The organism is Actinopolyspora sp. BKK2 (genome assembly GCF_011291845.1).
GTDB lineage: Bacteria > Actinomycetota > Actinomycetes > Mycobacteriales > Pseudonocardiaceae > Actinopolyspora > Actinopolyspora saharensis.
The window spans coordinates 25104-38900 of the sequence record NZ_JAANTE010000015.1; the positions used below are offsets into that span (position 1 = coordinate 25104).

Annotated in this window: 12 protein-coding genes; 7 read left to right on the top strand and 5 right to left on the bottom strand. The window is 70.5% G+C overall.

Annotation, left to right across the window (positions count from 1 at the left end):
- Positions 1-84 precede the first annotated feature (84 nt).
- The 5 genes from G9Q41_RS21100 (at position 85) to G9Q41_RS21120 (ending at position 6952) form a co-directional block, all read left to right on the top strand.
- Complete coding sequence (locus G9Q41_RS21100; RefSeq protein WP_165633987.1) at positions 85-1461, top strand: serine hydrolase domain-containing protein; 1377 nt, start codon at positions 85-87, stop codon at positions 1459-1461.
- Positions 1458-2075 carry a TetR/AcrR family transcriptional regulator gene (locus tag G9Q41_RS21105; protein WP_165633988.1) on the top strand — a complete coding sequence of 206 codons (618 nt, stop codon included), beginning with the start codon at positions 1458-1460 and terminating at the stop codon, positions 2073-2075. Before G9Q41_RS21100 ends, G9Q41_RS21105 begins: the two co-directional genes overlap by 4 nt.
- 787 nt (positions 2076-2862) lie before the next feature.
- Positions 2863-4254 (top strand): MFS transporter, encoded by a 1392-nt coding sequence (locus G9Q41_RS21110; protein ID WP_165633989.1) that lies wholly within the window; start codon positions 2863-2865, stop codon positions 4252-4254.
- Positions 4255-4348: 94 nt separating this feature from the next.
- Complete coding sequence (locus tag G9Q41_RS21115; RefSeq protein WP_165633990.1) at positions 4349-5647, top strand: enolase C-terminal domain-like protein; 1299 nt, start codon at positions 4349-4351, stop codon at positions 5645-5647.
- A 126-nt stretch (positions 5648-5773) separates the two neighbouring features.
- A complete protein-coding gene (locus G9Q41_RS21120) occupies positions 5774-6952 on the top strand; it encodes a mandelate racemase/muconate lactonizing enzyme family protein (RefSeq protein ID WP_092520922.1) in 1179 nt (392 codons plus the stop codon).
- A 50-nt stretch (positions 6953-7002) separates the two neighbouring features.
- Here G9Q41_RS21120 and G9Q41_RS21125 read toward each other — a convergent pair whose 3' ends face one another.
- The 4 genes from G9Q41_RS21125 to G9Q41_RS21140 all read right to left on the bottom strand — a co-directional run bounded on the left by G9Q41_RS21125 (position 7003) and on the right by G9Q41_RS21140 (position 11192).
- Positions 7003-8025 (bottom strand): CNNM domain-containing protein, encoded by a 1023-nt coding sequence (locus G9Q41_RS21125; protein ID WP_165633991.1) that lies wholly within the window; start codon positions 8023-8025, stop codon positions 7003-7005.
- Complete coding sequence (locus tag G9Q41_RS21130; protein WP_165633992.1) at positions 8025-9455, bottom strand: hemolysin family protein; 1431 nt, start codon at positions 9453-9455, stop codon at positions 8025-8027. Before G9Q41_RS21130 ends, G9Q41_RS21125 begins: the two co-directional genes overlap by 1 nt.
- Positions 9456-9554: 99 nt before the next feature.
- Positions 9555-10253 carry a DedA family protein gene (locus G9Q41_RS21135; RefSeq protein ID WP_092520924.1) on the bottom strand — a complete coding sequence of 233 codons (699 nt, stop codon included), beginning with the start codon at positions 10251-10253 and terminating at the stop codon, positions 9555-9557.
- Between the two features lie 207 nt (positions 10254-10460).
- Positions 10461-11192 (bottom strand): TetR family transcriptional regulator, encoded by a 732-nt coding sequence (locus G9Q41_RS21140; protein ID WP_092520925.1) that lies wholly within the window; start codon positions 11190-11192, stop codon positions 10461-10463.
- Positions 11193-11272: 80 nt separating this feature from the next.
- Between G9Q41_RS21140 and G9Q41_RS21145 the strand changes: the two genes are divergently transcribed.
- Positions 11273-12541, top strand: coding sequence for a cytochrome P450 (locus G9Q41_RS21145; protein ID WP_165633993.1), 1269 nt, complete (start codon positions 11273-11275; stop codon positions 12539-12541).
- Positions 12542-12783: 242 nt separating this feature from the next.
- Complete coding sequence (locus G9Q41_RS22825) at positions 12784-13446, top strand: DUF4389 domain-containing protein (RefSeq protein WP_165633994.1); 663 nt, start codon at positions 12784-12786, stop codon at positions 13444-13446.
- Between the two features lie 132 nt (positions 13447-13578).
- Here G9Q41_RS22825 and G9Q41_RS21155 read toward each other — a convergent pair whose 3' ends face one another.
- Complete coding sequence (locus tag G9Q41_RS21155) at positions 13579-13776, bottom strand: helix-turn-helix domain-containing protein (protein ID WP_207631681.1); 198 nt, start codon at positions 13774-13776, stop codon at positions 13579-13581.
- Between the last annotated feature and the right edge of the window lie 21 nt (positions 13777-13797).

Below are 13797 nucleotides of genomic sequence, written 5' to 3' on the forward strand. Positions count from 1 at the left end.
TGGGTGAGCTCGTCCGCCAATAATGTCACTGATTGACATTGGTCAACAAATGACAAAAAATGTCGCACAGCGGAAGGAGCGGCCATGACGGAGCTGCTGGGTCTGCGGACCTGGTTGAACGAGAACCTGCCCGAGCTCGCACGGCGGTACGGCGTACCCGGCGCGGCCGTCGGAGTGCTCGCCGACGACCAGGTCGTCGAAGCGGCGACGGGTGAGCTCAATCTACGCACCGGTGTTCCGACCACCACGGACTCGCTGTTCCAGATCGGCTCGGTGACCAAGCTGTGGACGAGCACACTGGTGATGCAGCTGGTCGAGGAAGGTCTGGTCGAGCTCGACGCCGCGGTCACGCGTTACCTGCCCGACTTCCGACTCGCCGAGGAGCGGGCGGGTGCGGACATCACCGTCCGACAGCTGCTCACCCACACCTCGGGCATCTGCGGCGACGCCTTCGTGCCTACCACGCGCGACGAGGACGCGGTGGGTCGCTACGTCGACGACGTCGTTCCCACGCTGTCGCGGGACGTGCCGTCCGGAGAGGGCATGTCCTACTCCAACTCCGGCTTCGCCGTGCTCGGCAGGATCGTCGAGGTGGTGCGCGCCAAGTCCTTCCCGCGACTGCTGCGCGAGCACATCGGCACGCCACTCGGTCTGCGGCACTGGGCGCCCACACCGGAGGAGGCGCTGCTGCACCGGACGGCCGTGGGGCACGTGCCCGGCCGGGGCGGAACTCCGGAACCGGCCTCGTTCTGGAACCTGCCCGCCTCGCTCGCTCCTGCGGGCACCGTGCTGGCGATGGCTCCCCGTGAGCTGCTGGCCTTCGCCGGAGCGTATCTCGACGGGGGCGGGAAACTGCTCGACGCGGCGACCGTCGAACGGATGTGGCGCCCACGCGTCCCCGTGCCGGACATCGGCATGCTCGGTGGCCACCTCGGGCTCGGCTGGATGGTCCTCGACTGGAACGGGCACCGGGTCCTCGGGCACGACGGCGGCACCTACGGGCAGAGCTGTTGTCTGCGCGTACTTCCCGAGACCGGTATCGCGCTCGCCTCGCACGCCAACGGCGGGGAGAACGCCGCCTTCCACCACGAGCTCGTCGCGCGGGTTGTCGACCGGCTCGTCGGACTGCGGCCGTCCCCGCTGCCCACGCCCCCGGAGCGCCCCGGCGAGGTTGACCCCGAGCGTTTCGCGGGCCGGTTCGACTCCTCGACCATGTCCCTGGAAGTGACCGTGCGGCCGGACGGTTCGGCCGTGGCCCGTTCGGAGGCGCTCACCGCGGAGGCCCGGCAGTTGCAACCCGAGCCGAGGGTGACTGAGCTCGTCCGGTTGGACGACGACCGTCTGATTTCCACCGGCCGGCTCTTCGGGGCGCACGAGGTTCTCGCTTTCTCCGGTGGTGGCCCCGGCAGACCCGCCACCCACCTGTTCCACGCGGGTCGGCTCACGAGGCGCACGGCATGAGCGGCTCGTTGCGGCAACGGCAGAAGGACGAGCGTCGACTGCGGATGATCCACGCCGCGCTCGAGCTGTTCGACGAGTACGGCTTCCCGGAAGTCGCCGTGGCCGACATCGCCGAACGGGTCGGGATGTCCTACCGGACCATCTACCGCTACTTCCCGAGCAAGGAGGACGTGCTGCTCGGGTTGGTGATCGAGGGTAATCACGCGTTCCTCGAGCGGGTGGGCGACCGCCTCGGCGAGAGGCCGCTGCTCGTTACGTTCGCCGACGCCATGACCGAGGTGCTCGAGGAGTTGTCCGAGCGGGTCGGTGAGGACGCCATTCGCACGACGAGCGAGCAGATCGACCGGGTCGAGTCGGTGCGCGCCCGTGCGTTGCTGCACAGCGCCGACATGCTGGACCGGCTGGCCGCTCTGGTCGAGCGACATCCTGCGTACGGCCCGGAACGGGATTCCGAGATTCATCTGGCCGTGAGGGTGTTCGGTGCCGTCTCGGCCGAAGCACAGCGCAGGTGGCGTTCTGCCCCCCTGGCCGGGCGCTCGCTCGCCGGTGAGTTCCGCGCCGTGATGGCGGGGCTGCCCGCGGTGCTCCCGGATGCTCCCGAGGCCGCGAACTGACTTCCCGACCCCGGGAGCGGCCGGGGCGCACCGGCGAGCGGTTCGGTGGCGCCTCCAGTGGGGTGTCCGGTCAGGCGCCGGTCCCGTGAACTGGCCTGGTAGCTGGTTTTCCCTGCTGCAGTATGACAGCTCTGAGGCGATGGTCGCCGAGCTTCGTAGGGCGTTGACGGTGCTCCGGCACGTGGTGGTGCGTTGCTGGTTCCATTGTGGAGTTCGCGCGACCCGACTCGCCACTGACGTCGGAGGTCCGGCACCGTCAGCCCGGTGGACGACCCGCCTGCTCGGGCAGCAGGTGAGCCGTCGCGGGCCACCATCCGAGGCCTCCCTTCACGTCATCTCCGCGGGAGCACACAGCGCACGGCGATGCCGTTCTTGTTTCGCGTGATGCCACATTGGTGTTAGACGCGCATCGATCGGCGTGCTTATGGTCTCTGGCAACCGGGACGCGGTGATCCCGACCACAGTGACCAGCGGGAGGGAGGACTCCGGTGAGCACCATGCCGCACATCGAGCGCGCCCCGTTCTCGTGACCGTTTTCCGGCCGAGGAACACCACTGTTTTCGCCATTTTCCGCGTCGTGGCCGAGCACTTCGTCCGTGGTTGATTTTCGCGTTCTTCCGTGCTCGACGAGCGACGCGTTGACCGACAATTCTTCGTCACCCGTCCTTTCCGGTGCGGGCGGTGTCCGCGCGCTCGCGAATCGGTTCTTCGTCGGTGGCGAGCACGGCGTGGCTTTTGTTTCGTTCCGGACTTTTCCGTTGCCGGGCAGGCATCCGAGGAGGGCTTCATGGTCGAGCACGTCACCGAGAGGGCAGCCGGCAGAACCGGCAGGGCTCCGCGGCGCACCAACGTGCGGTGGTTGATCGCCGGGCTGCTCGGCACGGGGTTGATCATCGCTTTCGTGGACCGGGCGAACCTGTCCGTGGCCATGCCCACGATCAGCGAGGAGTTCGGCATCAGTCCGGCGATGCAGGGCGTCGTCCTGGGAGCCTGGACCTGGACCTACGCGGCCTTCCAGCTGCCGGCGGGGTGGCTGACGGACAAGCTCGGACCGCGCGTGGTCTACGCCTCGGCTGTGGTGTGGTGGTCGTTGTGCACCGCGGCCGTGGCGCTGGCGCGCGGTACGGTCTCGCTGTTCGGGCTGCGTCTGCTGCTGGGCATCGGCGAGGCGCCCGTGATGCCCAGCAGCGCCAAGGTCGTCTCGGAGTGGTTCCCCAGGAAGGAGCGCGCGCTGGCCTCCGGCCTCTACGGTGCTGGTAGCGAGGCCGGGGCCGCGATAGCGGTTCCGCTCGCCTCCCTGCTGCTGGTCGCCTTCAACTGGCACGGCGTGTTCCTGGCCACGGGCGCGCTGGGCCTGCTCTGGGCCGGGGTGTGGTTGTGGATCTACCAGACCCCGCGCAAGCAGCGCTGGACCTCCTCGGCGGAGGCCGACTACATCGCCGAGGACGACGACAGCGCCGACCGCGCCGACCGCGCCGACGGTGTCGACGGTGCCGATCGCGCCGGTGAACCGGCCGAACGGGACACCTCCATCCCGTGGCTGCGCCTGTTCCGCTACAGGACCCTGTGGGGACTGTTCTCCGGCTACGTGTGTCGCAACTTCCTGAACTACTTCTTCATCACGTGGTATCCGACCTATCTCGTCCAGTCCCAGGGGTTCTCCGCGATGGATCTGGCCAAGTACGGGGCGATCCCCGGTGTGGTGGCCATCTTCGGGAACTTCGCGGGCGGCTGGTTCTCCGACCTCCTCGTGCGCCGCGGCGTGTCGGTGAACCTGGCGCGCAAGATCCCGATCGTGGTGGGCACCCTCGGCTCCGGGACCGTGGCCTTCGCGGTCTTCGCCCCGAACGCGGCCGTGGCGCTGACGCTGCTGAGCGTCTCCTTCGCCAGTTCCTCCTTCGCCTCGGCGGCGATCTTCAGCCTGCCCATCGACGTGGCCCCCGGCGGCGGCAACGTGTCGAGCATCTTCGCGATCCAGAACACCGGCTCCCAGATCGGGGGGCTGTTGAGCCCGGTCGTCATCGGCTTTCTGGTGACGCTGACCGGCTCGTTCGTGGCTCCGCTGCTGGCCATGGGGGTGTTGTGCCTGATCGGCGCGGCCGTGTACGGGCTCGTGATCAAGGTGCGTCCGCTCGATGCCGACGACCGGCCAAGCACCCCTGCCGACGCGGTGAGCTGAACCTGAGTCCGCCCGGTCCACGAGCACGGCGGTGGGCCGGTGCGGGTGGTCACACGTTTCGGAAGTGAAGCCCCGGAAGTGGAGGGAATGTCCGATGGACGAACGATCGATGCTGGTTTCCGAGGTGCGGGTCACTCCGATCCTGATGGAGGACGCCCCCTTGCTGAACCGGCACGGAGTGCACCAGCCGTACGCCACTCGCTGCATCATCGAGATCCGCACGGAAGGGGGAGTGGTCGGGCTCGGTGAGAGCTACGGGGACCAGGAGTACCTGGACGCGCTGCGGCTGCTGGCCGAGCACCTGCCGGGGCATTCGGTCACCGCGCCCAACCGGCTGTGGGAGCTGGCCGCCGAGGTGCTGCGGCCGGACGCGGTGGATCCGCGCCTGGTGGACGAGCAGTCGGCCGGGTGGTTGTTCGGCCGGGCGAACCTGAGCAGGCTGCACGGGATCGCGGTGTCGGCGTTCGAGGTGGCCCTGCTCGACGCGCTCGGCCGGACCGTCGGGTTGCCGGTGCACGCGCTGCTGGGCGGCAAGGTCCGCGACCGCGTGGACTACGCGGCCTACCTGTTCTACCGCTGGGACGAGCACCCCACCCCGGGCACCCCGCGTGACGACTGGCCGGAGGCCCTGGACCCGGCCGGTGTGGTTGGCCAGGCCGAGCGCATGGTCGACGAGTACGGGTTCCGCTCGTTGAAGCTCAAGGGAGGGGTGTTCCCGCCGGAGGAGGAGGTCGCCGCCGTGGAGGCGCTGCGGGAGGCCTTCCCCGAGCGGCCGGTCCGGCTCGATCCCAACGGGATCTGGTCGGTCGAGACGAGCGCGCGGGTCGCCGACGAGCTGCGCGGGGTGGTGGAATACCTCGAAGACCCCTGCCTGGGCGTGTCGGACATGGCCCAGGTGCACCGCCGCACCGGGGTGCCGCTGGCCACCAACATGTGCGTGACCACCCCGGAGGACGTTCCCGGGGCCTTCGCCGCCGAGGCGGTGCAGATCCTGCTCTGCGACCACCACTTCTGGGGCGGGCTGGTGGCGACCCAGCAGCTGGCCGCGATCTGCCGAACCCACGGGGTCGGACTGTCGATGCACTCCAACACGCACCTGGGCATCAGCCTGGCGGCGATGACGCAGGCCGCCGCCTGCGTCCGGGGGCGGTTGCACGCCTGCGACACCCATCGCCCGTGGCAGGGCGAGGACGTCGTCACCCGGCCGCACCGCTTTGTGGAGGGGGCCGTGGCGGTGTCGGACGAGCCGGGGCTGGGCGTCGAGCTCGACCGCGAGGCCCTGGACCGGCTGCACCGGCGCTGGCTCGACAGCGACGTGCGGGGCCGTGATGACGTCGCGGCGATGCGAGCCGCCGATCCGGAGTGGACGATGCCGCCCGCTCCGCGGTGGTGACCCCGACACCGAGACCCGCCCCGGTTGCCGCTCGACCGTCCCCGGCCGGGTGGCCGCCTCGTCCGCGATCCCCGCGCCGGCTGCGCACGTGCGCACCGGCCGCGCTCGTTCGAGAAGGAAGAGCACATGAGCACCAGCAGTCCCCGTGAGCACGCCACCGCGGCGGCCTCCGCTGCCGTCGACCGCATCAGCCGGGTCGAGCTGTCCCGCGTCCGCTTGCCGCTGCAGGCACCGATCAGCGACGCCAAGGTCCTCACCGGCAGGCAGAAACCACTGACCGAGGTGGCCTTCCTCGTCGCCGAGATCAGCACCGAGGGCGGTCGGTGCGGACTCGGGTTCGCCTACTCCAAACGCGCAGGCGGGGACGGGCTCTACGCCCACGCCCGCGAGATCGCGCCGGAGCTGATCGGTGAGGACCCCAACGACATCGATCGCCTCTGGCGCAGGCTCGTCTGGGCGGGCGCCTCGGTGGGGCGCAGCGGGCTGGCCACCCAGGCCGTGGCCGCCTTCGACATCGCGCTGTGGGACCTGAAGGCGCGGCGCGCCGAGCTGCCCCTGGCCAAGCTGCTCGGCGCGCACCGCGATGCGGTGGCCTGCTACAACACCTCGGGCGGTTTCCTGTCCGCGCCCGTCGAGCAGATCCTGGACAACAGCACCGAGGCGCTGCACCGGGGCATCGGCGGCATCAAGATCAAAGTGGGGCATCCCGACACCGCCACGGACATCCGGCGCGTGGAGGCCGTCCGCGAGCACCTCGGCGACTCCGTCCCGCTGATGGTCGATGCCAACCAGCAGTGGGACCGGGCCACCGCCCGGCGGGTCGGCAGGACGCTGGAGCGCTTCGACCTCACCTGGATCGAGGAGCCCGTCGACGCCTACGACACGGCCGGGCACGCGGCTCTGGCGAGCAAGCTGGACACCCCGGTGGCCACCGGTGAGATGCTCACCAGCGTCGGGGAGCACCGGGAGCTGCTCCGAAGCGGTGCCTGCGACGTCATCCAGCCGGACGCCGCCCGCGTCGGTGGGATCACCCCGTTCGCGCGCATCGCGGCGCTGGCCGAGGAGCACCACCTGGCCATGGCGCCGCACTTCGCCATGGAGATCCACCTGCACCTGGCGGCGGCCTACCCCGGCACCACGTGGGTCGAGCACTTCGACTGGCTCGAACCGCTCTTCGTCGAACGCCTGGAGTGCCGGGCGGGCCGGATGCTCGTGCCCGAGCGGCCCGGCCTCGGGCTGTCGCTCAGCGAGCAGTGCCGGGCCTGGACCCTCGAGCGGGACACGATCGATCGCGCCGCGACCTGACCGGGCTTCGCGCGGGGGTAGGGCTCTTCCGACCCTAGTCCCGTCCGGAGTCACGCCCGGCCGGGGCCGGGTTCCGTCCGCGGCGGGAAGAGCCCCTGCAGCACGTCCGAGATGGTGACCACGCCGAGCGTGCGCTCGGACGTGCGGACGAGGGCCAGCTGGGTGCTGGTCCGGCGCATCCGGGACAGGGCGTCGAGGACGGTGGTGTCCGGGTCCAGTTCGGAGCAGTCCCGCACGAGTCCGTGGAGGGGCTGGTCGGGGGTGCTGGTGAGGGTGTCGCGGACGTGCACCAGACCGCTCGGTGCCGCGGGGCTGCCCACGAGGATCCGCAGATGTCCGGACCGGCGGCTGGCGGCCTGCACGTCGGCCGCGGTGGCCGTGCTCGGTACGGAGGCGACCGGTTCCTCGCCGGTGAGGTCCCCGACCCGCAGCCGGGTCAGTTCGAGGGCGCCGGCGAGCTGGTCGGAGGACCAGGAGTCGAGGTCGCCGCTCTCGGCGGAGTGCCGCACGAGCTGGCGCAGCTCGTCGGGGTTCTGCTCGATGGCGACTTCGTCGACCGGCTGCACCCCGACCGCTTCGACGAGCTTGTTCGCGGCGGTGTTGAGCAGCGTCAGCACGGGGCGGAACAGCCACATGAAGCCGCGCATGGGGAAGGCGAGCAGCACGGCCGAGCGCTCGGGGTGGGCGATCGCCCACGACTTGGGCGCCATCTCGCCCACCACCAGGTGCAGGAAGGTCGCCAGCAGCAGCGCGAGGACGAACGCCGTCGCGCTGCTGAGCCAGTGCGGCAGGCCGAGCGCGGTGAGCACGGGGGCCAGGGCGTGCTCGACGGCCGGTTCGGTGATCGCGCCCAGGGCCAGGGTGCAGGCGGTGATGCCGAGCTGGCAGCCTGCGAGCAGGACCGAGACCTCCGAGGAGCTGCGCAGGGCCGCTCGGGCCGCGCGGCTCGTGGTCGCCTGTTCCTCCAGGCGGGTCCGGCGCGCGCCGATGGTGGCGAACTCGATCGAGACGAAGACCGCGCTGGCCGCGATGATCGCGATGGTGGCCAGGGTGGCCGTCCAGGGGTCGTGCATCAGGACTCCTCGTGGCCGGGATCGGTCGGCTGCTCGCCCGCCGTTGTCGGGCTCTCGTTCGGGGGATCGTCGAGCAGCTCCAGCGTCAGGAGCGCGGGCACGTGCTGCTCGATCTCGGTGACGGTGGCGCGCAGCACCCGGTTCGGTGGGTGCTCCTGGTGGGCGAGTTCGACCGGATCGCCCGGAAGGTCGATGTCGATCACCGCGTTCTCGGCGGGCAGCGTTCCGTGGTTGGCGATGACGAGGCCGGAGACGGTTTCGTAGTCCCCGCGGGGCAGCACGTGGGCGAGCTCGCGCTCGACCTCGTCGAGCGGGGCGTCGCCTCGGACCCACCACCGCTGTCCGTCGGTGTCCGCGGCGAGCAGGTGGGGCTGCTCGTCGACGTCGTGCTCGTCGGTGAGTTCGCCGACCAGTTCCTCGGCCAGGTCCTCGGCCGTGACGATGCCGGCGAAGCCGCCGTACTCGTCGACGGCGCAGGCCAGTTTGCCCCGGGACTCCGCCATCGCGGTGACCGCCTCGGGCAGTGGCATCAGCGTGGGGATGACGGTGGCGGGCCGGGCGATTTCGGTGACCGGGCGCTCGTCGGTCGCCGTGCCCTCGGCGATCGCGTCCAGCACGTCGACCAGGTGCACCACGCCTGCGATCTCCCCGTCGTCGTTGAGCACCGGATATCGCGAGTGTCCGCGGCTCATGGTTTCGCGCACTTCGGCGAGGGTGGCGTGCTCGTCGAGGACGTCCACGCGGGACCGGGGCACGAGGGCGTGCTCGACGTCGCGGTCGGGAAAGTCCAGCACCCGGTCCAGCAGCAGGGAGAGCTCGGCGGGAAGTTCTCCGGCCTGGCGGGAGGCGGCCACGATCCGCTGCAGGTCCCGCGGGCTGGCCGCGTGCTCGACGTCGTGCACCGGCTCGATCCGCAGCAGTCGCAGCAGCCCGGCCGAGGCCCGGTCGAAGACCCAGATCAACCAGCCGGCCAGGCGCAGGTACAGCATCGTCGAGGCCGACAACCACCGCGCGAGCTGGTGGGGCCGGGCGATGGCGAGGTTCTTGGGGAACAGCTCGCCGAAGAGCATCTGCACGAAGGTGGACGCCACCAGCACTCCGACGGTGCCGATCGCCACGCCTGCCGTCGTGGACACCCCCGTGGTTCCGAGAAGCGTTCCCACGGCGTTGCCGACCAGGGGTTCGGCCACGTAGCCGACCAGCAACCCGGTCACGGTGATGCCCAGCTGGGCGCCGGAGAGCATGAACGAGGTCCGCCGGGTGACCCGCAGCATCCGCTCGGCGACCCGGTCGCCCCGTTCGGCCTGGGACTCCAGCCGGGCTCGGTCGACGGTGATGAAGGCGAATTCCTGGGCGACGAAGTACCCGTTGGCCGCGATGATCGCGGCGATCAGCAGCAGACCACCGAGCAGGGACAGAGCCAGTACCACGTGACCATTGTGCCGAATGCTCGAATCAGCGAGTGGTGGGTGCGCGCGGCCCCGTCCGTGCGCGGGGCGACCGGACACCGACCGTGGTGTCCAGGTGACTCAGCGTTGCGGCGGGTTCTGCGTGAGGTCGCTGCTCGGTGTCGCGGAGTGCTCGGTGTCGTGGTCGCGTTCGCGCTTCGGCCCGGTGGTCCTGCGGCGGTAGCGACGCCAGAGCACCGCGCCCACGCCGACGAGGGCGACCGCGGCGAACAGGATCCAGCTCACCCGTCCGAGCACGTCCTCGAGGTAGGTGGCCGAGGTTCCCGCTGCCGTGCCGAGGCCGATGTGCAGCAGCGCCCAGCCGCTCGATCCGAGCAGCGAGGCGGGCAGGAAGCGGCGGAACACCATCCCGCTCGTTCCGGCCGCCACCGGGGTCAGGGTGCGCACCACGGGCAGGAATCGGGCGGTGAACACCGCCCCGCTGCCGTGGCGGCGCAGCATCGTCGCGGCGCGGTCCCAGTGCTCGCGCCCCAGTCTGGTGACGATGCGCGTTTCCCGCATGCGGGTGCCGAAGCGCCGCCCCAGCCAGTAGCCGAAGCAGTCACCAGCGCAGGCGCACCCGGCGACGATGGCGACCATGCCCAGGAACTGGTCGGTCTCGGTCACGCTCGCGCCTGCGATGAGCAGAGCGGTTTCCCCGGGGACGAGAAACCCCAGCCCGAGGGTGCACTCGCTCAGGGCCAGCACCCCGGCCAGCACCATCACCAGTGGCCACGGAAGCTCCGCCAGGATGGTGAGCCCCTCGCTGATGTTCGGCATGCACACTCCTCGTAATCGGGGGCGATGCCGACACCGTACCGACGCTGGTGCTCGTGCGCCGCACCGTTCGGGGCGGCTGTGACGGTATTCGCCGGGGTGTTGCGTGGTGGGCACGCGCTTCCGGGGAGCGGGACGTTCGGGTAGCCGGTGGGCCCGGACACCCGCGGCCGTGGACTCGCTGCGACCGCGGTTGTCTCACAATTCGTCTCAGATTGTGTTGCGTCCGGTTCTGAGATGGCGGTAGAGCGTGGCCCGGGAGACGCCCAGCCGGGAGGCGATCTCCTCGGCGGAGTGCTGTCCGGAGGCGTGGAGCTCGCGGGCGAGTTCGGCGTCGGCGGCGGAGAGCCTCCGGGGGCGCCCGGCGCGAGCGCGGTGGGTGTGCGCCGGTTCCGAGGCCGGCGGGTGGCCGAGCAGGCGCCACACGCCGGTGAGGAGGTGCTCGCGCAGCGCCTCGTCCGACAGGTCCGGCAGCAGCGCGATCGGGTCGGTGAGGGCGGAGAGCGCTTGGGCGAGCACGACCCGCTCGGCGGGGCCCGCGTTCGTGCCCGCCGCGGTGTCGATGGCGCGGTCCATCACCGTCAGCACGCGGGTGAACGCCTCCGAGGGGACGGAGGCCAGCTCGCGCAGCAGTGCGAGCAGGGTTCCGCGGTAGCGCAGGAAGATCTCCACCCAGCCGGTCATCAGTCTCGTGCGCACCGTGCCGAGGTCCTCCTGCCGGGCCGCCTCGGCGAGCACCTGCTCGAGTTCGGTGGTCATCGGGTCGAGCAGGTGGGTGAGGATCTCGGCTTTCGAGGTGAAGTGGTGGTACAGCGCGGGTTTGGTGATGCCGATCCGGTCGGCGATCTCCTGCAGGGTCGTGGGGTGGTAGCCGCGTTCGACGAACAGCTGCTCCGCCGTGGCCAGGATGCGCGTGCGCGTGTCCGCCTGTCGCTCCACCATGCCGGCACTTTACCTCCGGTCGGCACGAGGCGTACCGTCGCTTACCAAAGGTAAGTGACTTCCGCGAGGAGATGAGCGGCATGGTGGCCAGTCCCGCAGCAGACGACGGCCCGGCGGTGTCCGAGTCCGGGGCCTGCGCTCCGGAGGTGCGGCACCCGATCACGCTCGGCAGCCCGGAGTTCGTGGCCGCCCCGCAGGCGCACTGCACCTGGTTGCGGACCCACGCTCCGGTGTATCGGGGCCGGATCGACTCAGCCCTGGTCGATCAGGACGTGTGGATCGTGTCCCGCTACGCCGACTGCAAGAGCCTGCTCACCGACGACCGGTTTCCGCGCTCCCCGGCGGGAGGCCCGGCCATCGCCGAGGGGATGCCCGACCACCTGCGGCTGCTGAGCGAGTCGATGATCTACAAGGACTCCCACGAGCACCGGCGGCTGCGCAGGCTGGTGGCCAAGCCGTTCACCCCGCGCGCCATCGAGCGGCTGGGGCGGCGGGTGAGCGAGCTGGCCCACGGGCTGCTCGACGAGCTCGAGTCCCGGGAGGTGGTCGATCTGCGCAGCGAGTTCGCCCTGCCCGTTCCGATGACCGTGATCAGCGAGATGGTCGGCGTCGACGAGGCCGACCGCGAGCGGTTCCATCGCGGGATTCAGGGGTTGCTCAGCGGCATGGGCGAGTCCGAGCGGGAGGTCGACCACGACGAGGGGGCCGCGCTGGCGGAGTTCGTGCGCGAGCTGATCGAGCGGCGCAGGAGAGCCCCCGGTGATGACCTGCTCACCGGGTTGATCCAGGCCGAGGAGCAGGGCGAGCGACTCGCCGACGACGAGCTGGCGGCGATGGTGTTCACCCTGGTCACCGCGGGCTACGAGACCACGTACAACCTGATCACCAACGCGGTGGTGGCCCTGCTGGACCATCCTGACCAGCTCGCGCTGCTGCGGGCCGACCCCGCGTTGATGGGCTCGGCGGTCGAGGAGGCGGTGCGCTACCTCGGCCCCGTGCAGAGCAGCGAGGCCCTCACTGCGGCCGAGGACGTCACCTGGCACGGTCGGACCATCCCCGCCGGTTCCCTGGTGCTGCCGCTGCTGGCCGCGGCCAACCACGATCCCGCGGTGTTCGCCGCGCCCGAGACGTTCGACATCACCCGCGGCCCGAACCACCACCTCGGCTTCGGCCACGGGGAGCACTTCTGCCTCGGCGCCAATCTCGCCCGGATGGAGGCCCGGGTGGCGCTGGACGCGCTGCTGCGGCGCAACCCCGGTCTCGCTCTCGCCGTGGACCGGGAGCAGCTGGCCCTGGAGGCGGTGCCGATGCTGGTGCGCTACCGCAGCCTTCCCGTGCACCTCGGCTGATCCCGCCGGCATCGCCTTCGGTGCGGGGCCGCGCCGTCGAGGGCCCGCGCGGCGGCGCGATCCTGCGAAGCAGCGGGCGGGGACGTAGCGTCGCGGTTACGCGAGTGCCGCGAGCGGGCCGGGCTTCTCCGGCAGGGCGGGGGCAGGACCGTGCGGGGCCCGCGGTGTTCCTCCCGGCGTCGGGGGTGCGGATCTTCGGGCCCGCGCCGGTGGAGGGGAACTCCGATCCGGGGAGGTGCGGAGTGAGCGGGAATGCTTCGGAAGCCGGTTCGGCGGGTTCGGCGCGGCAGCCGCATCCGGTTCGCTTCGAGGTCGAGTACCCGGATCGGGAGCTCGACCGCGTTGGCACGGTCTTCCGGCTGATTCTGGCCGTGCCGATCCTCGTCGTGCTGAGCAGCGTCGGTGGTCAGGCGATGCACTTCGACGGGGGCTCGACGGAGGTGGTGCTGTCCACTGCCGGTGGGACGCTCTTCGTCCCGCCGCTGCTGATGCTCCTGTTCCGGCGCAAGTACCCGCGCTGGTGGTTCGACTGGAATCGCGAGCTGCTGCGTTTCACCAACCGGGTGATCGTCTACCTGGCTCTGCTGGACGACCGGTATCCCTCCACCGACGAGCACCAGGCGGTGCGCCTCGATTTCGCCGCTCCCGAGGACCGCGCGCTCAACCGGTGGTTTCCGCTGGTGAAGTGGTTGCTGGCCGTTCCGCACTACGTGGTGTTGTTCTTCCTGGACATCGCGGCGGTGGTGGCCGTGGTGGCCGCGTGGTTCGCGATCGTGTTCACCGGTCGCCATCCGCGGGGGCTGTTCGACTTCCTGGTGGGGGTGGGCCGCTGGCACAACCGCGTCATCGCCTATGCCTGGATCCTGGTCACCGACCGCTACCCGCCGTTTCGGCTGGCGCCGTGACCAGGGGGCGGGTGCTGCTGACCGCTCGGTGACGGATGCCTCGGCGGGCTGCGTCGTCAGCGTCCGTCGTGGCCCCCGTCGAACGGGGTATCTAACTGTTGGCGTTTCTGTGTCTTTGTGTGTCAGAGCGTGTCATTTCGTGCTGCGTCGGGGTGGGTGTTCGTGACGCCAGGCGTGTAGCGCGGTGGGGTCATACAGCACAGTGCGGCCTACCTTCACCGGCCGAGGGAAGTCGTCATAGACGTAGGAGTTGCGGTAGAGCGTCTTCACGCTGATACCCAGCAGTTCAGCAGCTTGCGGAGCGGAAACCAGCCCATCCAAGTTAGCCATACTCAAGTATGGTATCCTGTG

Excerpts from the sequence above, each read along its gene's own strand:
- G9Q41_RS21100 (WP_165633987.1), top strand. The coding sequence starts at position 85 with ATGACGGAGCTGCTGGGTCTGCGGACCTGGTTGAACGAGAACCTGCCC.
- G9Q41_RS21105 (WP_165633988.1), top strand. The coding sequence starts at position 1,458 with ATGAGCGGCTCGTTGCGGCAACGGCAGAAGGACGAGCGTCGACTGCGG.
- G9Q41_RS21110 (WP_165633989.1), top strand. The coding sequence starts at position 2,863 with ATGGTCGAGCACGTCACCGAGAGGGCAGCCGGCAGAACCGGCAGGGCT.
- G9Q41_RS21115 (WP_165633990.1), top strand. The coding sequence starts at position 4,349 with ATGGACGAACGATCGATGCTGGTTTCCGAGGTGCGGGTCACTCCGATC.
- G9Q41_RS21120 (WP_092520922.1), top strand. The coding sequence starts at position 5,774 with ATGAGCACCAGCAGTCCCCGTGAGCACGCCACCGCGGCGGCCTCCGCT.
- G9Q41_RS21125 (WP_165633991.1), bottom strand. The coding sequence starts at position 8,025 with ATGCACGACCCCTGGACGGCCACCCTGGCCACCATCGCGATCATCGCG.
- G9Q41_RS21135 (WP_092520924.1), bottom strand. The coding sequence starts at position 10,253 with ATGCCGAACATCAGCGAGGGGCTCACCATCCTGGCGGAGCTTCCGTGG.
- G9Q41_RS21140 (WP_092520925.1), bottom strand. The coding sequence starts at position 11,192 with ATGGTGGAGCGACAGGCGGACACGCGCACGCGCATCCTGGCCACGGCG.
- G9Q41_RS21145 (WP_165633993.1), top strand. The coding sequence starts at position 11,273 with ATGGTGGCCAGTCCCGCAGCAGACGACGGCCCGGCGGTGTCCGAGTCC.
- G9Q41_RS21155 (WP_207631681.1), bottom strand. The coding sequence starts at position 13,776 with ATGGCTAACTTGGATGGGCTGGTTTCCGCTCCGCAAGCTGCTGAACTG.